At 31.3% G+C, this 20,996-nt stretch carries 16 protein-coding genes and 1 tRNA gene; 1 reads left to right on the forward strand and 16 read right to left on the reverse strand.

Annotated features, from left to right (window positions below; genetic code table 11):
- Window positions 1-3: 3 nt before the first annotated feature.
- The 8 genes from dnaK to gpr form a co-directional block, all read right to left on the reverse strand.
- Window positions 4-1,854 carry a molecular chaperone DnaK gene (dnaK, locus tag C661_RS0106100; RefSeq protein ID WP_017414429.1) on the reverse strand — a complete coding sequence of 617 codons (1,851 nt, stop codon included), beginning with the start codon at window positions 1,852-1,854 and terminating at the stop codon, window positions 4-6.
- 19 nt (window positions 1,855-1,873) lie between these two features.
- A complete protein-coding gene (gene grpE / locus C661_RS0106105; protein ID WP_017414430.1) occupies window positions 1,874-2,509 on the reverse strand; it encodes a nucleotide exchange factor GrpE in 636 nt (211 codons plus the stop codon).
- A gap of 35 nt (window positions 2,510-2,544) precedes the next feature.
- Window positions 2,545-3,591, reverse strand: coding sequence for a heat-inducible transcriptional repressor HrcA (hrcA, locus tag C661_RS0106110; RefSeq protein ID WP_017414431.1), 1,047 nt, complete (start codon window positions 3,589-3,591; stop codon window positions 2,545-2,547).
- 101 nt (window positions 3,592-3,692) lie between these two features.
- Complete coding sequence (gene hemW, locus C661_RS0106115) at window positions 3,693-4,814, reverse strand: radical SAM family heme chaperone HemW (RefSeq protein WP_017414432.1); 1,122 nt, start codon at window positions 4,812-4,814, stop codon at window positions 3,693-3,695.
- A gap of 29 nt (window positions 4,815-4,843) precedes the next feature.
- Window positions 4,844-6,649 (reverse strand): translation elongation factor 4, encoded by a 1,806-nt coding sequence (lepA, locus tag C661_RS0106120; RefSeq protein ID WP_017414433.1) that lies wholly within the window; start codon window positions 6,647-6,649, stop codon window positions 4,844-4,846.
- A gap of 182 nt (window positions 6,650-6,831) precedes the next feature.
- Window positions 6,832-7,137 carry a hypothetical protein gene (locus C661_RS0106125; protein WP_017414434.1) on the reverse strand — a complete coding sequence of 102 codons (306 nt, stop codon included), beginning with the start codon at window positions 7,135-7,137 and terminating at the stop codon, window positions 6,832-6,834.
- Between the two features lie 89 nt (window positions 7,138-7,226).
- The gene (locus C661_RS22680; RefSeq protein ID WP_017414435.1) at window positions 7,227-8,267 is read right to left on the reverse strand and encodes a stage II sporulation protein P; all 1,041 of its coding nucleotides are present in this window, start codon (window positions 8,265-8,267) and stop codon (window positions 7,227-7,229) included.
- A gap of 218 nt (window positions 8,268-8,485) precedes the next feature.
- Window positions 8,486-9,472, reverse strand: a complete 987-nt coding sequence (gene gpr, locus C661_RS0106135; RefSeq protein WP_017414436.1) for a GPR endopeptidase — start codon at window positions 9,470-9,472, stop codon at window positions 8,486-8,488.
- 604 nt (window positions 9,473-10,076) lie between these two features.
- On the opposite strand from gpr, the gene rpsT reads away from it, so the two are divergent.
- Window positions 10,077-10,343, forward strand: a complete 267-nt coding sequence (rpsT, locus tag C661_RS0106140) for a 30S ribosomal protein S20 (RefSeq protein ID WP_017414437.1) — start codon at window positions 10,077-10,079, stop codon at window positions 10,341-10,343.
- Between the two features lie 154 nt (window positions 10,344-10,497).
- On the opposite strand, the gene holA is transcribed toward rpsT, so the two are convergent.
- The 8 genes from holA to C661_RS0106180 all read right to left on the reverse strand — a co-directional run bounded on the left by holA (window position 10,498) and on the right by C661_RS0106180 (window position 20,946).
- A complete protein-coding gene (gene holA, locus C661_RS0106145) occupies window positions 10,498-11,544 on the reverse strand; it encodes a DNA polymerase III subunit delta (protein ID WP_242825981.1) in 1,047 nt (348 codons plus the stop codon).
- A 44-nt stretch (window positions 11,545-11,588) separates the two neighbouring features.
- A complete protein-coding gene (locus C661_RS0106150) occupies window positions 11,589-13,406 on the reverse strand; it encodes a ComEC/Rec2 family competence protein (protein WP_017414439.1) in 1,818 nt (605 codons plus the stop codon).
- Window positions 13,407-13,765: 359 nt separating this feature from the next.
- Complete coding sequence (locus tag C661_RS0106155; protein ID WP_017414440.1) at window positions 13,766-14,671, reverse strand: O-antigen ligase family protein; 906 nt, start codon at window positions 14,669-14,671, stop codon at window positions 13,766-13,768.
- A 590-nt stretch (window positions 14,672-15,261) separates the two neighbouring features.
- Window positions 15,262-15,358 (reverse strand) — tRNA-Sec (locus tag C661_RS23590).
- A 392-nt stretch (window positions 15,359-15,750) separates the two neighbouring features.
- A complete protein-coding gene (gene selB / locus C661_RS0106160; protein ID WP_017414441.1) occupies window positions 15,751-17,658 on the reverse strand; it encodes a selenocysteine-specific translation elongation factor in 1,908 nt (635 codons plus the stop codon).
- A 74-nt stretch (window positions 17,659-17,732) separates the two neighbouring features.
- Entirely contained in the window at window positions 17,733-19,121 is a 1,389-nt protein-coding gene (selA, locus tag C661_RS0106165; RefSeq protein ID WP_017414442.1) for an L-seryl-tRNA(Sec) selenium transferase, read from the reverse strand.
- Window positions 19,122-19,133: 12 nt separating this feature from the next.
- A complete protein-coding gene (selD, locus tag C661_RS0106170) occupies window positions 19,134-20,162 on the reverse strand; it encodes a selenide, water dikinase SelD (RefSeq protein ID WP_083861630.1) in 1,029 nt (342 codons plus the stop codon).
- 109 nt (window positions 20,163-20,271) lie between these two features.
- Window positions 20,272-20,946: a helix-hairpin-helix domain-containing protein gene (locus C661_RS0106180; RefSeq protein ID WP_017414445.1), complete on the reverse strand. Its 675-nt coding sequence runs from the start codon at window positions 20,944-20,946 to the stop codon at window positions 20,272-20,274.
- Between the last annotated feature and the right edge of the window lie 50 nt (window positions 20,947-20,996).

The raw sequence follows: 20,996 nt of genomic DNA on the forward strand, positions 1-20,996 counted from the left end.
GTATTAGTCTACTTTGAAATCAGCATCTACTACGTTGTCATCTTGAGGTCCGTTGTTTGTAGCGCCTTGTGCTCCGCCCATATTGTTTGGATCGAAACCTTCTGCTCCACCTTGTGCACCCTCAGTTTGATATATCTTAGAAGATACTGCATAGAATTCTTGAGTTAATTCTTCAGTAGCCTTTTTAATAGCTTCTAAATCTTCGCCATCTTTTATTTTCTTTAACGCTTCAACTTTATCATTTATCTTAGCTTTATCTTCAGCAGAAACTTTTTCTCCAAGTTCAGTTAAAGTTTTTTCTGTTTGATAAACAAGTTGATCCGCATTGTTTTTAGTTTCTATAGATTCTTTTCTCTTCTTATCTTCATCAGCAAATCTCTCTGCCTCGTTAACAGCCTTTTGAATTTCATCTTCACTTAGGTTAGTTGAAGCAGTAATAGTGATGTTTGCTTCTTTTCCTGTTCCTTTATCTTTAGCAGAAACTTTTACTATACCGTTAGCATCGATGTCAAAAGTAACTTCAATTTGTGGAATTCCTCTTGGAGCTGGTGCAATTCCTGAAAGAGTAAATCTTCCAAGAGTTTTGTTATCAGCAGCCATTTGTCTTTCCCCTTGAACAACATTGATTTCAACAGAAGTTTGACCATCTGCTGCTGTTGAGAAGATTTGGCTTTTCTTAGTTGGAATAGTTGTATTTCTTTCTATTAATGGAGTTGCAATTCCTCCCATAGTTTCAATACCTAAAGTTAATGGAGTAACGTCTAATAATAATACGTCTTTAACATCTCCAGTTAATACTCCAGCTTGGATTGCTGCTCCTGCTGCAACGCACTCGTCTGGATTAACTCCTTTTGATGGTTCTTTTCCAGTGAAGTTTTTAACTGCTTCTTGTACTGCTGGAATTCTTGTAGAACCTCCAACTAAAACAATTTTATCTATTTCACCAATGGAGTAACCAGCATCTTGTAGTGCCTTTCTCATTGGCTCTATTGTTCTTTGTACTAAATCATGAGTTAACTCATTAAATTTAGCTCTAGTTAAGTTTAAATCAATGTGTTTTGGACCAGTTGCATCAGCAGTGATGAATGGTAAGTTAATGTTTGTTTGCATTGAAGATGATAATTCAATCTTAGCTTTTTCAGCAGCTTCTTTTAATCTTTGAAGTGCCATTTTATCATTTCTTAAATCTATACCATTTTCTGCTTTGAAAGTATCAGCAATATAATCCATTACTTTTTGGTCAAAGTCATCTCCACCAAGTTTTGTATCTCCATTAGTAGATTTAACCTCGAATACTCCATCACCAAGTTCTAGGATAGATACGTCAAAAGTACCTCCACCTAAGTCATAAACAAATATTTTTTGGTTTGTATCCATTTTATCAAGACCATAAGCAAGTGATGCTGCTGTTGGCTCGTTGATTATTCTCTTAACCTCAAGACCGGCTATTCTTCCTGCGTCTTTAGTTGCTTGTCTTTGGCTATCGTTAAAGTATGCAGGAACTGTGATAACAGCTTCTGTAACTGTTTCTCCAAGGTATGCTTCTGCATCTGCTTTAATTTTTTGAAGTACCATTGCTGATATTTCTTGTGGGCCATATTCTTTCCCATCTATATTTACCTTGTGGTTTGTTCCCATGTGTCTTTTTATTGACATTATAGTTTTTTCAGGATTTGTAATTGCTTGTCTTTTTGCTACTTGACCTACTAGTCTTTCACCATTTGCTAAGAAAGATACTACTGATGGAGTAGTTCTAGCGCCTTCAGCGTTAGGTATGATTACTACATCTCCACCTTCCATTACAGCAACACAAGAGTTAGTTGTTCCTAAGTCAATTCCTATTACTTTTCCCATATTAATTTACCTCCTAAAGTTAATTTACAACCTTTACCATACTATATCTTAAAACTTTGCTTCCTTTTTTGTATCCCTTTTGGAATACTTCAGCAATTTGGTTTTTACCTAGATTTTCATCTTCAGCATGCATTACTGCATTATGAAGATTTGGGTCAAATTCACCACTTGCATCAACTTCTTCTACCCCAAGTTTTTCAAGGGAGTTGTTGAATTGCTTTACTGTCATTTCTATTCCTTTTTTAAGATCTTCAGCACTTCCATCTACCACTAAAGCTCTTTCAAGATTATCAAGTACTGGTAGCATATCCTTTAAAACATCTTCACAGGCATCTGTATAAATGTTTTCTTTTTCTTTAATACTTCTTTTTCTGTAGTTGTCATATTCAGCTACAGTTCTAAGTAATCTATCCTTTAAAGAGTCTAATTCCTCTTGAAGTTTTTTATTTTCTTCTTTTAATGATTTAAACTTAATCAACTCATTATCCTCCTCGGATAGATTTTCAAACTCTAAATCCTCATTTATTTCAGCCTCTTCTACCGTTTCAGTAGAATCCTCTTTAAGTTCTTCTGATGCATTTAGAGTTTCTTCAGTAACATTATCCATGTTAACTTCAGAACTATTTACATTTTTTTCATCCAAATTATTATTCAAACCTTATTCCTCCAATCCGGTCTTAATATAATAGGTTATGGTGAATTGTCATATATTTTTGATATATTATTATTTATAACATTTACTACACTATCAAGAACGGATATTACTTTAGCATAGTGGATTCTAGTAGGTCCAATAACCCCTATAGTTCCTAATGTGTTTCCATTGTAGCTATAGGTAGCTGTTATAATACTACACTCTTTAGCACATTCTATAAAGTTTTCCTCACCAATCTTTACAGACAACTTACCTTGTATATTACCTTGATCTAGTAAGTTTTTAAGACTTTCCTCGTTATTAACTAATCCTAAAAACTCTTTAGCTTTATCAATATTGTTGTACTCTGGATAATTGAATATATTAGTTGAACCTTGGGTATAAACCTGGTCATATTCATTATTCACAAGACTTTCATACAATACTGGAATAATAGCATCAAAAATCTCTTCATATCCACTTAATTGTTGTTTAAGATTGAATAAAAAATCAAGTGATATTTGCTGTATTGTGATCCCTGCTAAAGACCTATTAAGAATATTATTAAGAGTTAAAAGCTTATTAGTATCAATTGTATTGCTTATTTTGATCAAGTTGTGCTTTATAATACCGCTATCTGTAATTATTGTAGATAGTATGTTGCCTTTCTCCAAGCTCATGAGCTGTATAAGCTTAATGGAACTTTTTCTAACAGAAGGTGACTTCACTATAGATGTTAGTTTAGTTAATTCTGAAAGGATATTTGTTGCAACTCTGACTATCTTATCAACTTCATAAAAAGCAATGTCTACTAAGTAGTTCTTAATGGCTTCTTCTTCCTCAAAGGTAAGATTTGATATTTTCATCAACCTATCCACATAAAGTCTATATCCCTTATCTGAGGGCTTTCTTCCAGAAGATGTGTGTAATTGTTCAATAAACCCCATCTCTTCTAGGTCTGCCATTTCATTCCTGATAGTAGCCGAACTTATGCCTAAGTCGTATTTTTTAGCAATGGTTCTGGATCCCACAGGCTCACCATAATTGATATAATCATTTATTATAGCCTGAAGTATTTTGATCTTTCTTTCATCCATCTCCATACTATCACCTCATTATTAGCACTCATCACTTGTGAGTGCTAACTACTATATTTTTAATATATTACTAAGGAAATTAATTGTCAATAGTTTTTAATATTTTTTTACAACAAAAAATCTGACATTACAATATTGGATACTTCAATGCCCCTATGAGTAAGATATATTCTTTGATTTTTACTATTTAACAATCCTAGTTTTACATATTTCTCAATAATACTTCCATAAACACTTTCTATTTCTACATCAAATCTTTCTTTAAATTCTAAAGTGCTTATACCCTGGGTTTTTCTTAATCCTAAAAACATAAATTCTTCCATGTTTTCTTTTTTTGAGTTTAAATGCTCCTCAATGATGGCATTATTTTCATCTTCAATTTTACAAGTATATTTTTCTATATTTTCTTCATTTCTATACCTAATTCCATTTAAATAAGAATGAGCTGCACTACCACAACCTATATAGTTATCTAAACTCCAATAAATTAAATTGTGTCTGCACTCCTTGCCTTCTTTTGCAAAGTTTGAAATTTCATATTGAGTATAGCCATTTTCTTTTAAAATATTTACCGTATCCTCATACATTTGTCTTTCCGTGTCTTCCTCTGGAAGTTTCAACTGATTCTTTTGGTAAAGATTATAAAAATGGGTACCTTCTTCGATTATTAAGCTATAAGCAGATATATGTTCTGGATTTAAACTTATAACCTGTTCTAGTGTTTCTTTCCATTGTGTTAAGGTTTGGCTAGGAATTCCAAACATTATATCTACATTTATATTTTTAAACCCATACCTTCTTAACAAATTAAAAGTATTTCTAAAATCCTCTAAGGTATGTATTCTTCCTAAGGACTTTAAATGCTCTTCTTGCCAAGCCTGAAGTCCTACAGATATTCTATTTACCCCCATATCCTTAAAAAGTTTCAATTTTTCTTCTGTAAAGGTTTTAGGATTTCCTTCTATAGTAAATTCTATGTGCTCCTTCTTAATTTCATCTATAGCCTCTTTTATAATCCTCCACCCATGTAAAGATAAATAGGTGGGAGTTCCCCCACCTATAAATATAGTTTTTATATTCTTTTCTTTACACTTTATACGGATTTCTTTAGAGAGAGCTTTAGCATAGGAAGTCATATTATCTTCTTTTCCACTAAAGGAAGGAAAATCACAATAGTAACATTTCATCTTACAAAATGGAATATGAATATATAATCCTGCATCTTGCATTGTTTCTCTTCTCCATCCATCATATTTTATTAATCTACTTTTAATACTGCCATGAAGGCTTCTTGTGGAACTTCTACACTTCCCACTTGTCTCATTCTCTTCTTACCTTCTTTTTGTTTCTCAAGAAGTTTCTTCTTTCTTGAAATATCTCCACCGTAACATTTTGCAAGAACGTCTTTTCTCATTGCTTTAACTGTTTCTCTTGCAATGATTTTTGAACCTACAGCTGCTTGAATTGGAATTTCAAACATTTGTCTTGGGATTATTTCCTTAAGTTTTTCAACCATAACTCTTCCTCTATGATATGCTCTTTCTGAAGGAACTATCATTGATAACGCATCAACTACATCTCCATTTAAAAGAATATCAAGTTTAACAAGTTTTGTTTCTTTGTAACCCTTTAGATCATAATCAAAGGATGCATATCCACGAGTTCTTGATTTTAATGCATCGAAGAAATCATACACTATCTCGTTTAGTGGCATATCATAGTTGATAACAACTCTTGTTTCTTCAAGATATTGCATATCAATAAATATTCCTCTCTTCTCTTGGCATAGCTCCATTACTGCTCCTACATATTCTGATGGTGCTATGATAGATGCTTTTACCAAAGGCTCTTCCATATGAGTGATTTCTGTTGGTTCTGGAAGGTTTGTTGGATTTGTTATTTCTAATAACTCACCGTCAGTTTTCATTACTTTGTAAATAACTGAAGGAGCTGTAGTAATAATATCTAAATTAAATTCTCTTTCAATTCTCTCTTGAATGATTTCCATATGAAGTAATCCTAAGAATCCACATCTAAAACCAAATCCTAAGGCTATTGAAGTTTCTGGTTCAAAAGCTAAGGCTGCATCATTTAATTGAAGCTTTTCCAAAGCTTCTTTTAAAGCTTCATATTTTGCTCCATCTACAGGATAGATACCACTAAACACCATAGGAATTGCTGGTCTATATCCTTCTAGTGCTTGCTCTGCTGGTCTATTTGCTTCTGTGATTGTATCTCCAGCTCTTGCATCTTTTACATTCTTAATTGATGCGCTTAGGTATCCAACATCTCCTGCCCTAAGTTCTCCAATTGGAAGTGGTGAAGGTGTGAATACTCCAACCTCTGTTACATCATATACTTTATTTGAAGCCATAAGCTTAATTTTAGTGCCTGGTCTAACAACACCATCAAAAACTCTTATATAAGTAACTACGCCTTTATAACTATCATAATATGAGTCAAATATTAAGGCTTTAAGGGGTGCTTCTTCGTCACCAGTTGGTGCTGGTATCTTCTTAACTACAGATTCAAGGACATCTCCTATGTTTAAACCTGTTTTTGCCGAAATAAGTGGTGCATCTTCTGCCTCAATGCCAATAACATCTTCTATTTCTTTTTTTACTTCCTCAGGTCTTGCACTAGGTAAATCAACTTTATTAATTACTGGTGCAATTTCTAAATCATGATCAAGGGCTAAATAGCAATTTGCCAAGGTTTGTGCTTGTATTCCTTGCGTTGCATCAACTACAAGAATTGCTCCTTCACAAGCTGCTAAGCTTCTAGAAACCTCATAATTGAAGTCTACATGACCTGGAGTATCTATAAGATTTAATATGTATTCCTCTCCATTATTTCTTTTGTATACCAGTCTAGCTGCTTGAGCTTTTATTGTTATTCCTCTTTCTTTTTCCAGTTCCATATTGTCTAGTATTTGGGCTTCCATTTCTCTTTCTGTTAGGGTACCAGTTTTTTCAAGTAACCTATCTGCAAGAGTAGACTTACCGTGGTCTATATGTGCAACAATGGAAAAGTTTCTTATGTATTTTTGTCTATCACTTTGCATGAAAATTACCCCCGTAAATGTATTATCTATTCTATAGTTAATCAATTAGTATCCATATTCTTTGAATTCCTATTGATTACATGCTTCGGTTATATTCTTAGAGTAAACCATTGTAAATTATATCATAGATTTAAGGATTTTTGTCAATATTTAAGCACAAAGAACTTATAATTTTAAAATTCTTACCTTTTTAATGACACAACAGTGTCTTTTATAGCATCATAAATTACTGCTATGCCATCTTTAAATTCCTTAAAAACTTTAGTGCTAAAAATTACGTGGTTTTCTCCTAAATCAACTACAACCTCTGGGGGATTATTATTAAAGCTTACTAAAAAACTTGACTTTTCTCTTATAACCTCTGCTAAATTTACATTTACTAAGGTTATTCCATAAACTAAAAATATTATAGATAAAATTATAAGTACCTTATATTTAAATTTATTTTTATTGCTTTTATCACTATTATCATCCAATTTATATTCCATAATAAAAAGAGCACCTCCTTTTTAAAAGGATGTACTCTTTTATATGTTTTTATACAAACCATGATTTTAAAACCATATAAAGGTTTTTTCTAATTCTTCGAAGTCTTATTTAAATGTTCGCTAAGTACTCTACTAAAATATTTCATACTATTTATTGCTTCCTGTAAGGTGTTTGTGGTAGCTCCTACCTCTATCAAAACTGCATTATTGCTCAAATCTTGATTATAATATTTTACTCCTGTTGGATTTTCGTATAAGTTTCTCTCTCTAAAAAGACCTGGACAAACATCTTTGGAAATTTCAAAGATAGACTTAATATTATTTATATGTGACTTGTATTTTGGATTTTTTGTTGTGGTTACAAACATAAGTCTTGCAATGTTTTGACCCTCTACATTTGCTGTTACATGCTTTTTATCTGGACCTGCATCTCTATGCATATCTATTACAAAATCAAACTCCCCATATTTGCTATAGTACTTACTAACTGTTTCTCTTGATTTATAATAAGACTTATTATAATCGATGTCATGAATTGTTTTATCGTGGATTACAGTAAAGCCTTGTTTTTCTAGTTCCTTTGTTAAGGCTTCCCCTACAGATACTATATTTCTATTTGGATCAGTGGTTCTCGTTTCTGCTGTGGAGTAGGCTTCACTGGTATGAGAATGATATATAAGTATTTTTTTCTTAGAATTATCTGCAGGATTACCAACTGTTTCAACCTTTGGTTCTTGCTTAGTTATTTCCCCTTCACTTAGATTGAAGGGATTTATTACTATTTGCTCTACAACCTTAGACTTTTCTATTACTTCCTCTTTTACAAATTCTTCTTTAAAATTTTTATTATCTAAATAGCTAACTTCATTTTTTACTACACTTAAAGGATTAAAAGAAAACATACCTGAAAGACTAGTGTCATCATTCCTGCCTACAGATTTAAATACAGATACTGCATTATCTATAACCTTACCCAATAAAGTGGCCTGTCCTTGGTCTGTATCTCCATCATAAGCCTTAGTTTCTTTAGGTATAAGCATTGACAAGGAAAGCACCCCAACAAATAAAATTGTTGCTAATTTAGTCCTGACTCTGGTTAACTTTATATTTTTTTTACTTTGGTATTTCATTTTACACCTCCTGTTTGTACATGAGTAATGAAATTACTTCTCTAAATCTATTCCATATATATGAGATGGCTTTGAAATTTATTACAAAAAAACTTAGGAAGGAATTACAAACTTCTATTGCAATTTCTTCCTAAGCAATTTTATAACCATTATATGCTTTAAATTTTATCTATACAATCTTCTTTATTTTAGTAAGGTTATTACCAAATAACATTGTATTAGTTTAAATATTTATTTATATCATCTAGTGTTAATGCAGGTTGTAGAGCTATGTTTATTCCATTTGCTATAATCCTAGATACAGATTCTATTACTTTATCAATATCCTTTGGGGTCACCACTAAGCTGCCTAAATCAGGATCGAGGACTTCTTGAATTAGCCTTTGTTTTTCATTTCTATCTAGCTCCCTTAGCATTTTATAGAATGGTCCTCCTGTGGTTGCTTGCTGTGAAAGTTCATCTATAACTAAATCAATAGTATCATTAGCTAAAGTGCCTGCATCAACTACTGTAGGAATCCCTATGGCAAGCACTGGTATACCCAAGGTTTTTTCACTTAATTCCATTCTTTTATTTCCAATCCCTGCTCCTGGTGAAATTCCAGTGTTACCAATTTGAATAGTTCTGTTAACTCTTTGAGTTTTTCTTGAAGCTAGGGCATCTATACAAATTACTAAATTAGGTTTAATTTTCTCAACTATGCCTCTTATGATCTCTCCTGTTTCCATGCCTGTAATTCCTAAAACTCCTGGTGCTATAGCACATACTGGTCTTACACCTTCATCTATACTATCTGGCACGTACTCCTTCAAATGTCTTGTAACCATTATTTTTGATACAACCTTTGGTCCAACTGCATCTGGAGTAATGTTCCAGTTTCCAAGACCAACCACTAAAGCTGTCATGCTATCTTGAAGTTTAACTAATGGAGATAACTCCTTTGCAACGGATCTGCTTACTTCATCAATACTTTCTCCATCATAATGCACAAACTCTGGGAATTCTAAAGTTACATAGGTTCCTTTTGGTTTACCAATAATTCTTTCCCCTTCGTCATTTACCACTTCTACCCTTGAGATTCTTACTTTTCCCTCTGAAAATTCATTGACTTTTATTCCTGGCACATCAGTATTATTTTTCTCTGTATAATACTCCCTAGCTTCTAATGCTAAATCTGTTCTTACGCTAACAAATTTATCACTCATTCTTTCACCTCATTCAAAAGTTCGTAATTTTGTATTTATGTTTACCAAATTACTCTATTACTATTCTTTGCTTATCCATAGCAAAAGTCATTGATAATTAAAAAGTATCCTATATTCATAAATTTAACTATTAATTAATGAACAAGTTCATTATTTGAAGCTGCTTTGGAGGATGATTTAAACTAAACAAAGATATTTTTGTGAATAAACTGTGTTTGTTACACTAAAGCAGTTTACCTAGGCCTAGAAACTTCAAGGTTGGTCAGCTGACCCTTAATGAAGATTGCAGACTTGAAGCTTCCAAAATGTTATTAAAGTTGTATATTTAGTTATATATCTTAGTATTTTTAGGAGTTATAAAATATAAATTGGTAATATATTTTTAGAGGTATAATTCTATAGCTTTTAGTCAAATACTTATTAATAAAGCCTTCATCACTGCTCACAGCTACAGTTTTTAATAAATTAGGTTTAATTTATATGTAAAAATCTACTTGAAGTGGTTAAGAAATAATGTTATAATAGCTTTTGTTATGTAGAACTCATACGCAGACTTCCCCAAAGCTGCTGTGACGTGATAAAAATACAAGGGGGTGAATTGATAATGGCAAACATTAAATCAGCTAAGAAAAGAATTAAAGTTACTCAAGCTAAAACTATGAGAAATACAATGTTAAAATCTGCTTTAAAAACAAAGATAAAGAAGTATGAAGCTGCTATAGCAAGCCAAGACCTTGAACTTGCTAAAGAAAGCTTTAAAGTTGTAGTTAAAGCTTTAGATATGGCTGCATCAAAAGGAATAATACATAAAAATAAAGCAGCTAGAAAAAAATCTAGATTAGCAACTAAATTAAACAGCTTATCAGCTTAATAAATAAACCGGTGAAATTTCACCGGTTATTTATTTTGTTCTTTTATTCTTTTTATTTATTTTTCCATATATAATTATTCTATTTGAAGAAATTATTGATAAGTAAATTGGCCCATGGCATTTTAAGCTAAGGACTAATCATTAATAATTTGTTTTATTTGTTTATCATACTATTTATTATAAGCATTTCTAAAGCTGTTTTATCATCTATTGAAGTAGATTTAATTAGACTTTCCACTTCTACACAAAGCTTTAAATTCTTTCTTAAAGCTTCCAGAGTGAACTTTTGGCTCTGTTTAACCATTTTTTCCGCAATAAAAGGATGAAGTTTTAAGTTTTTAGCTAGGACTTCATATCCCTTTCCACCTTCATTTCCAACTCTTAAAGCTAATAGCAACTTAAATTGTCTCTCAATCATATATAAAATTATTGAAGGTTTGTCACCCTTATAAATTAATTCATTTAGAATGTCTATTGATTTTTTTATATTTCTTTGAGATAAGTAATCTACTAGATTAAATATGTCATTTTCACTTTTAGGAGGCATTAGGGTAATAATATCTTCTCTAGCTATATCTCTTCCTTCTGTATAACAAATAAGCTTATCTATTTCATTGCTTACAATATTCATATTGTTATCTATTATGCTGCAAAAAAAGCTCAATTCTGCTTTGTCAATTTTCTTACCCCTACTTTGAAATATTTCCTTTACCTTATTTTGAAGAGATGCACCTTTTAGCTTATCTACTTTTACTACGGTAGCTTTTCCCTCTAACTTTTTTACTCTCCCACTTACCTTGTCTCTCTCACTTTCAAATATATAATACATGACAAGCACAGTATAAGACGGTAGTGTTGTGATATATTTAGATAATTCATTAAAGTCCATGGCTTTTCCATCCCCTGAACCCTTTACATTCCCATCCTCTAAAAACTTAGCTCTGTATACTTCCACAATCTTCTTGTCTGACATAAAAGGTAAGGTTTCACAAGAGTTTAAAAGCAAATCATTGTTTACCTTAGCTCCATCATATCTTACATAATTTAAATCCTTAAAAGAAGGGTCTATTAACTTACTTACTATATTATCTATGGATTCCCTTATAAGATTTTCGTCTGTTCCACAAAAAATATAACAATTGTCTATCTTATTGCCTTTTAAATTCTTCTCAAAATCTGATAGCTGAATCAAATTCAACACCCTCCCCCTAGTAAAAAAATCCTAAACTTTTTCTTTAATTATTTTTAATGTATATAGGTCTCAAAAGCTTTTCCATTAATTATTTTAAAACTTTTGAAATATCGACCCTTAGGATTTAATTCTTTATCTTTGACAACCCTTATTATATCATAAGGCAGGTTATATTCACTATAGAAAGGTTTCTTATCTCCCTGTTTTTCCTCTTTTTGAAGCTGTGAAGTTTCTTCCCTCATCATCACTTCTATGGCCTTACTTTCCTTAACTAAATCTTCTTTAATTTTGTCTTCTTTATTATAAACCATAAAACTAATATAATGATTTTTATTAAATACCTTTAACACTATATCTTTATTTTCTTTTATACCCTTTATCTTATATTTATCATCCAGTTGAATTTCAACTTCTTTTTCAAAGTCATCATAAATCTCATGAACTGTTATAGGCTCATAAACTTTGCTTAACTTAACTCTTTGAGATGAAAGCAAGATTCTCTTATTTTTATAATGAACACTTATAATATTAAAGGTCCCACCATTAATGTAGCTAACCTCTGGAGTAAACTTATACTGATTAATTCCTATTAATACACATAAAGCTATAGGCATATATAGCAAGGCTCTATGCCCCCTCTTTACAAGCATATAGGTAGGATATAGCATGATTACAGCTAACCCTTCCATATAGGTCAGTTTTAAAGGAACAGGTAATATATCTATGAGGAACTTTTGGCTAGTGTTTATTATACTAAAAATAGATACTAACATATTAGTGCAAATATTGAATAGGGGTTGAACTTTATGTATAACCAAAGCCATGTTTCCAATTATAACAACAAAAGTATAAAAAGGAATAATTATTAAATTTGCTATTAATCCACCTAAACTAAAGGTCTTAAAGATAAATATTATATAGGGCATAGTAAAAAAAGTCGCAGCTAAAGTTAAACTTATAGACTCATTTAAAACCCTTGTCAATTTATAAAACTTTCTTCTCATAGGTTTATATAATAGATATAAACCTAACATCCCTAGAAAACTTAAGGAGTATCCTGCATCTAATATATAATAGGGTTTAATCAGCAATAAGAGGAAGGCTGCAAAGGAAAGGGCAGAAATGCTATCATAATTCCTTTTTAACTTTTTTGAGAGCACTAGCGTTACAATCATAATAAAAGCTCTCATAGTAGCAGACTTTGCCCCAGTAAAAACCACATATAAAAACAATATTACAATTGATAGCTTATAACCTAAAATTACACTTATTGCTCCGTAAATCAACGAAGTATGTAATCCCGACACACTAATTACGTGAGAAATCCCCAGTACATTAAAAGCTTCCATTTCATCATAGGATAAGTAACTGCTATCTCCATAACAAACTCCCATAAGTACAGAGGTATTATACTTACCTAATTTTTCACTGTATTTTTTAAATAACTCCCTTTTCAATTTATAGGTATTGCTAATAAAGTCTACATCCATTTCTTCAAAGCCCTTTACTTTAAAATCACCTATAATTCCTCGTCTATAATCAGCTATTTCTTCAAAGTCGCCGTACAGAACATATCTTCTTCCTAGCTGAAATTTATCTTTCGTATTTAGAACTTTTATCTTTCTTCCATTAAAATCTCCTATAAAATAATAGCCCTTATCCTCCACAATTCTAGCCTGAATAGTTTTATCAGGTGCGCTAAAGTTAAAATATAAGTTAAAAGAAATTACTCCCAGTGCAAAATAGCATAAAATAACATAAGTAACTCTTTTATCTAAGGTTTTAATGAGTATACAAAAAAATAGTAGGCTTGAAATCACAGAAGTTATTATATTATGATAAACATAGAGTATACAACTTGCTATCCCCATAAATAATCCACAAAACAAATATACAAACGGTCTGTCCACTAATATTTCACCTCAGATAAAATAATACCCAAGAAAATGTATTTTAATCTCTGTTGGGGCACTTATAGACAATTCTCTATTTTTCTGTATAATATCAGCATAAATGTTTAATCTGCTTATGTACTAAAATATATTTAAAGACAAAATAACAGAAAGTCTCTTTGATTATTTAATTTTCCTATGTATTTTGAGAGAAACATTTTGGTGCAAATACTTAAGTATTTAAGTTGTTTCCCTATAACCTTTTGGAACTAAGAATTATTTCTCTTCACAGTAGCTTGTATAATTAAATAGGAGGTACTGCATTACACAGTTACCTCCTATTTTATATTTTGATTTTTAATTAATTCATTAGATAAGGATCTATACTTTTTAACAAGTACTGGTGTTTCTATTGAAGATTTGCTGTATTGCATAGATAAAGTGCTTATTATAGCTGAGCATCCAATAAACATTATTCCTGTTTGGGGTGCCATTATTGTAAAATCCACAAGACCATGTCCTATTATTAACACCTGAATCCCAGCTAACATGGGAGCCATTCTACAGTTCTTATGGTAAAGAAGCTTTATACTTTTATACAAATTAAACTTCATATATAAGTAAATAAATAATCCTACGCCTCCAATAGTTGCAGTAAAGGTAAGCCAAATATTATGTGCATGATATAAGGTTGTATAATAATAATCATCTATATATCCGTAATGAGGATTTAAAAAAGTCATCATTCCCCACCCAGTAACTGGTTTATCTTCTATCATTCTTATGGCGCCTAGCCATATACCTAGACGACTATTTACAGATGCATCAACCTCATGGTCTTCTTCACCACTATCTAGATTTTCCCCACTAGTAACTTGATTATTTGTTTGCTTTTCCATAGTATCATTAAAGTCCAAAAGATTTGTTGGTATAATAATTAATGTGGCTGCAAACAAACAAATTAAAGAAACAGTTAGTATATCTTTTTTATTTTTCTTTAAGAACCAAAATACACTTAACCCACATAATATACCTATATAAGCACCACGCGAGCCTGTAAGAAACACTGAAATAACAAACAAAATTGTTACTATTGAATAAAGTGTTTTCTTTCTTTTTACACTAATATCAGTAAAGTACACTGACAGAATAATCATTATTCCAAACCAATTTCCCGCTACATTTGGATTTCCAAAAGTGCTATAAATTCTATTTTCAAATACGGGCTGTGAAGTTAGCTCCAAAATCCATCTCCACAGACTAAAGCCCCACCCTAAATATAAAATTTTCTCAAAAAGACCCAATAATGATGAAAATATTGAGATATGCACTAATGTTCTATATATTTTTTCTACTATGCTTTCACTTGTACAATAGTTGTTCAAAAAAACACTAAAGCAAAAATATACTAGAAATGCGAAGGATGCCAAAAATGACATCATATTACGATTAATAATACCTACTATCATTGACCATATGAATAAAGAAAATAATCCCATATTCCAATAATTCTTATGTGAATTTATTCCTTTAAGTAAAGTTATATACGTTGCATAAATCATAGGTAAAATTGCGGTATAAGGGGAAATAACTATGAGTAGTATAAAGGCAATTATAATAAACCCCCTCCTTTTCATTATTCATATCTTCTAATAATAAATAAATATTAATAAAACTTCAACAAAAACTTTTACTATTAACATATTGTTTATAAAATAACCTTTAAAGTATGATTATTTATATACATAATTAACATATTTATAAAACTTCAAAACAAATGGGCTTGACACTAATCCATATTAGCACAGTCAAACCCATTTCATATGCTTATATTTGGCGGGAGTATGTGAGAATCGAACTCACCCGTCGTGGTCTTAGCACGGCAACACAGTTTTGAAGACTGGCAGGCACACCAGCACCTATCTACTCCCATAGGTTTTAAGCACAATATGTATTTTAGTACATAATAGATAAAAAATCAAGTATTATTTTTTTTAATACTATTTCTTTATACAAATTTTGACTATATTTGACTCATATTTTATAGATTGTAGAATTGTTTTTATATTAACTTTTAGCTATAATAAAATTCTTCATATATAAATTGTACTTTTTTTCTACTTAAAATTGTGCTGAATTTATATTATATAAAGTCTTTAGCTAAATGTCTTACTAATTTCTTAGTTTTTTCTTAATTGTACCTTTTTCCTAAATTATAATCTATATTTTATAATTTATGTTCCCACTATTAAGCTCATAATAGGATTATGGCAGAAGAATAGAAACTTCTACCGCATCCTACCCTAAAGTTAAAAACTACAATTTAAAACAACACTCTGTCGTTGTCTATACGTTTAGTGAACTTAATACTATCTAAATGCTCTAATATAGCTACAGCATACTTTCTATTTGTATTTAAAAGTTCTCTAGCAGAGCCCGCTGCTATGCTACCATTTTCCATAATATACTTTTTAATCAATTCTTTACAACTATTATAATCTTCATTAAGCAAAGTACATTCCTCATTAAGTCTTATTATTATACTTTGATCTATCAATGAATCATAAACCATTTTGAAGCCAGCTTTATCCTTTTGTTTAGCAACCATATCTGTATATTTAGGCGGAGAAAATTTTAAGTTTTTAAACTCCTTGATTATCTCTTCCTTCATTTTCTCCTGCTCTTTAGTAAACTTAATCTTAAATTCATAATTAGCTATAAACTTCTCGCTAAGATTTATCTTTTTTCGTTGAACTAAAATATTTAATATTTCATCATATATCTTTTGTTTAATATTCTTTCCAAAAATTTTTGTTTTAATCTCTTCTTTCGACATTCCAAATTTCAAAGGATTTTTCTTATGGAATTCCTCTAGTAGTACTTCTAATTCAGCAGTTCTATCTTTTAAATATTTATTATGAATAAATATAGAGTTATCTAGTACTTGCACTTGTACTATTTTCCTATCTTCAACTAATAGTTGAAGATTTTCTTCAATATCCTCCATATTTTTTCCCAAGTTTTTTAGAATCTGCTCCTTATCAGGATACTGATGGCTTAAATTTTTTACAGTGTTTTCTAATATATTTTCACTTTTCCCACTTTCTTTAATTTTTAATTCTTCCAAATGCTCTGAATCAAACCTTCTGGCCTTTTTAGCCACTGGCTCTATAACTGTTCCACCAGCGATAGTAAACATTGGAGAATAATTTCTTATTACATATCTATCATTTCTTTGAGCAGTAATAGGTTTTTCCAATCTTAATTGAACATAGGCATTTTCACCTGGTTTGATTTCTTCTCTATCCAATATTACTACCCTACATAAAATCTCTTCTGTTCCGTGATAAAGTCTTACTCTTTGTCTATTTTCTAGAGGCTTTTCCATGGTCTTTAAATAGTATAGGTTGCAATCAACAGTATAGGAAGGTTCCATTATTCCTTCTCTAGCTAATACATCTCCTCTTTGCACTTCTGATAGCTTTGTGTTAGCTAAATTTATTGCACATCTTTGACCTGCTTCCCCAAATTCTGAGGCCACTCCATGAATTCTTATTCCTCTAACTTTAGAAAGTGTTTTTGATGGATATACTTCTACATTATCTCCCACATTTACTCTTCCACTTATAATAGTACCTGTAACTACTGTACCAAATCCACTTATACTAAAAGCTCTATCCACCGGAAGCCTAAAATGCCCCTCTGTATCCTTAGGTTCTATTTCTTCGGTAATTTTATCAATATCTTTTATGAGTTCTTCGAAACCTTGTTTATTTTTTGAAGATACCGCATGTATAGGAGCATTTTGGAGAAAAGTTCCTTTAAACTCTTCTTTAATATCTTCTGTAATCATTTCTATCCAATCACTATCTACCAAATCTGCCTTAGTTAAAACAACTATACCCTTTTTAATATTTAATAATTGTAAAATTTCAAAGTGCTCTCTTGTTTGAGGCATAATTCCTTCATCTGCTGCTATAACCAACAAAACTACATCTATGCTACTAATACCAGCAAGCATATTTTTAACGAACTTTTCATGACCAGGAACATCAATAATTCCTGCTCTTCTCCCCGATGGAAGATCGAAATAAGTAAACCCTAAATTAATAGATATTCCTCTATCTTGCTCTTCTTTCAAAGTATCTGTTTCTCGGCCTGTTAAAGCTTTAATTAATGTAGTTTTTCCATGATCTATATGTCCAGCTGTTCCTATAATTATATGCTTCATATAGTGCTTACACCCCTTCAATTATAGTTTGCAAGCCATAGTAATCCCATGGCTATTTATGAGAAGCCTAAAATTTATACCAACTTTATGTTCGAGAAACATTGAACAATAGTATCAAAATCCTTCTCAAACAAGGTTCTTCCATCCAAGATAAGTTCATTGTTGAAAATTCTGCAGATTATAGAAACTTCGCCCATTCTCAGTTCCTTCTCCATTTCTTGCGGAGACAACTTGTCACTTTTAACTTTAATTACATAGGTTGGTATCTTTTCAGTAGGCATTGAACCTCCACCTACCATAGAGTAGTCACTATCAATTGTTAACTCTAACCAATGAATCTTATTCTGCAACTTTTTTTTCAACTTTACGCACTTTTTCTTTACATCTTCCTTTGAACACAAAATCATATTCAATGAAGGTATATTCTTTATAGCCTCAGCTTCATCAAGATAATATCTAAAAGTTCCTTCTAGTGCTGCCAAAGTCATTTTATCTATTCTTAGTGCTCTTGTAAGTTGATTCTTTTTCATTAGATCTATGTACTTTTTTTTACCAGCAATAATTCCGGCTTGAGGACCTCCTAACATTTTATCTCCACTAAAGGTAACTACATCCACGCCTTTTTTTATACTTTCTTGAACTGTAGGCTCATAGGTAAAACCATATTTAGAAAAATCTATTAAAACTCCACTTCCTATATCTTCAACTACGGGAATATTTTTTTTATTTCCTAAGGATACAAGCTCTTCTAGTGATACTTCCTCAGTAAATCCATAGATTTTAAAGTTTGAAGTGTGAATTTTCATTAGTACCCCTGTACTGTCCGTTATATTATTTTCATAATCATATACATGGGTTCTATTAGTAGTACCAACCTCTACAAGCTTAGCTCCACTAAACTTCATAACCTCTGGCACTCTAAAAGACCCTCCAATTTCAACAAGCTGTCCTCTTGATACAATTGCCTCTTTATCTTTTGACAAGGTGTCCAATACTAACATTATTGCAGCTGCATTATTATTAACTACCATAGCAGCTTCAGCACCTGTAATCTTCTTAATCAAGTCCTCTATATGAGAGTATCTAGAGCCTCTTTTTCCGCTATCTATATCATACTCTAAGTTATTATAACTGCCTGCCACAGTTACTACATTTTCTATAGCCTTTTCCCCAAGCAAGGAACGTCCTAAATTTGTATGAATTACAGTGCCCGTTGCATTTATAACTTTTCTTAAGTTAGCTCTATTTTTTTTACTTAATAGGTTAAGAGCATAATTTAAAACCTGATTTTTTTCTAAACTTTGTATTTTATCACTTAAAATTTCTTTTCTAAACATATCTATAGACTCCCTTAAAGCCTCGACAACTAAAACCCTTGGATTATAGTCTATAGCATTTTGGACTTCTTTTTCTTTTAGTAGTTCATCTATTTTAGGTAATTTTCTTAACAACTCGTTATTCATACATATCTCCTATTATTCAACTATAATATATTTTTCTCCTTTTGGAATTACTTCTCCAATAATCTGACTTGGAATTTCTAGCTTTGATAGTTTTTCCATCAGTATTTTACCTTCACTAGATGGTATTGAAATTAGCAGTCCTCCTGAGGTTTGAGGATCAAATAATACATCTTCTAACCAAGGTTCTATATTTTTAAGTTCATATTTACCCTGAAGATATTTTTTATTATTGTAACACCCTGCTGGAATTAATCCCATCTGGGCATATTCCTTCACTCCATTAATTAACGGTAGCTTATCCTTATATAATTTAAAGGTAACCTCTGAAGCAGATGCCATTTCAAAGCCATGTCCCATAATTCCGAAACCTGTAATATCTGTACATGCAGTAACATTATGCTCAGCTATTATTTCTCCTGAATACTTATTTAAGGTACTCATCACCTTAACTGCTTCATTATATACATCCTTTGATGCCATTTCTGCCTTTATTGCCGTGGTAATAATTCCTGTTCCAATGGGCTTCGTTAATATAAGCACATCACCAACAACTGAACCATAGTTTTTTAACACTTTTTGTGGATGAACCATCCCCATTACAGATAAACCATACTTTGGTTCATCATCTTCCACTGTATGTCCGCCTATAACCACAGCTCCGGCTTCTATTACCTTGTCTGCTCCTCCCTTAAGTATTTCTCCTAGTACTTCGATATTTAAGCAGTTTGGAAAACAAACAATATTAAGTGCTACTGTTGGCTTTCCACCCATAGCATACACATCACTAAGAGAATTTGCAGCTGCAATAGCTCCATAGGTATATGGATCATCTACCACTGGAGTAAAAAAGTCTAAAGTTTGAATTACTGCAATATCCTCTGTTAATTTATAAACTGCCGCATCATCAGAAGTTTCTATTCCAACTATTAGGTTTTTATCTTCCATTTTAGGTAATTTATCTAATATCTTTGAAAGGGTCTCCGGCCCTATTTTTGCTGCTCATCCAGATGTTTTTGAAAGCTCTGTTAATCTTTTTTCCATCTAAAGCACCTCCATCTATTAAGTAATTATTTATTAACTCTTCTTGAAACTTAGTCAACTTTTTGTATTTTCTTATTTCCATAATTCTTTAATAATTTTATACTAATACTCATTTTATGTCTACCTTATCTCTTAATTTGTCAACTGTTTTACCACCAATACCATCAACATTGCCTAAATCGTCAATGGACTTAAATCCTCCATTTTTCTCTCTGTATTCTATTATTGCTTTTGCTTTAACCTCACCTATACCATAAAGAGTTGATAACTGTTCTTGCGTTGCTTTATTTATATTTATTTTTTCCTCTTTATCACTATTAGGGAATCCAATGGATTTATTTAAATCAAAATCATTATTTACTGCCTCTCCCTTTTTATAAATGATAATGCATTCTTCATCTCTTAAAACTTTAGAGAAGTATATGGTATTTTCATCTGCTTCCTCTGTAATTCCACCTGCAGCCTGAATTAAATCTCTTACCCTTGCTCCTTCTGCTAATTTATATTCTTTAGGATTTGCTATGGCTCCCTTAATATCAACGATTATATCCTTTTTCTCTCCTATATCCCTCTGTGAAACCTTGTCTGTTTTATTAGCTTTGTAATCTATAGCGACTTTATCTGTGTTATTGCTATCCACAAAGATTGATTCCTTTTCATTTTCTGTGAAAATTTGATTTTTAACTTCTGCTTCCCTTTTACTTATTAGGTGTCCACTAATTAAAAATACTAAGCTTAATACTAATATGCCAATAGAACCTACTATTTTTTCCTTTAATTTCATGTTTTCTCCTCCTATTTCTTCTTAATTATTACCAACTTTATAAAATTCTA

This window comes from Clostridium tunisiense TJ, assembly GCF_000300195.1.
Lineage (GTDB): Bacteria > Bacillota > Clostridia > Clostridiales > Clostridiaceae > Clostridium_J > Clostridium_J tunisiense.

Bases quoted from the DNA above. Each gene is read 5' to 3' on its own strand.
- dnaK (WP_017414429.1), bottom strand. From the start codon at position 1,854: ATGGGAAAAGTAATAGGAATTGACTTAGGAACAACTAACTCTTGTGTT.
- hrcA (WP_017414431.1), bottom strand. From the start codon at position 3,591: ATGGAGATGGATGAAAGAAAGATCAAAATACTTCAGGCTATAATAAAT.
- hemW (WP_017414432.1), bottom strand. From the start codon at position 4,814: ATGCAAGATGCAGGATTATATATTCATATTCCATTTTGTAAGATGAAA.
- lepA (WP_017414433.1), bottom strand. From the start codon at position 6,649: ATGCAAAGTGATAGACAAAAATACATAAGAAACTTTTCCATTGTTGCA.
- C661_RS0106125 (WP_017414434.1), bottom strand. From the start codon at position 7,137: ATGGAATATAAATTGGATGATAATAGTGATAAAAGCAATAAAAATAAA.
- C661_RS22680 (WP_017414435.1), bottom strand. From the start codon at position 8,267: ATGAAATACCAAAGTAAAAAAAATATAAAGTTAACCAGAGTCAGGACT.
- gpr (WP_017414436.1), bottom strand. From the start codon at position 9,472: ATGAGTGATAAATTTGTTAGCGTAAGAACAGATTTAGCATTAGAAGCT.
- rpsT (WP_017414437.1), top strand. From the start codon at position 10,077: ATGGCAAACATTAAATCAGCTAAGAAAAGAATTAAAGTTACTCAAGCT.
- C661_RS0106150 (WP_017414439.1), bottom strand. From the start codon at position 13,406: ATGGGGATAGCAAGTTGTATACTCTATGTTTATCATAATATAATAACT.
- selB (WP_017414441.1), bottom strand. From the start codon at position 17,658: ATGAAGCATATAATTATAGGAACAGCTGGACATATAGATCATGGAAAA.
- selA (WP_017414442.1), bottom strand. From the start codon at position 19,121: ATGAATAACGAGTTGTTAAGAAAATTACCTAAAATAGATGAACTACTA.
- C661_RS0106180 (WP_017414445.1), bottom strand. From the start codon at position 20,946: ATGAAATTAAAGGAAAAAATAGTAGGTTCTATTGGCATATTAGTATTA.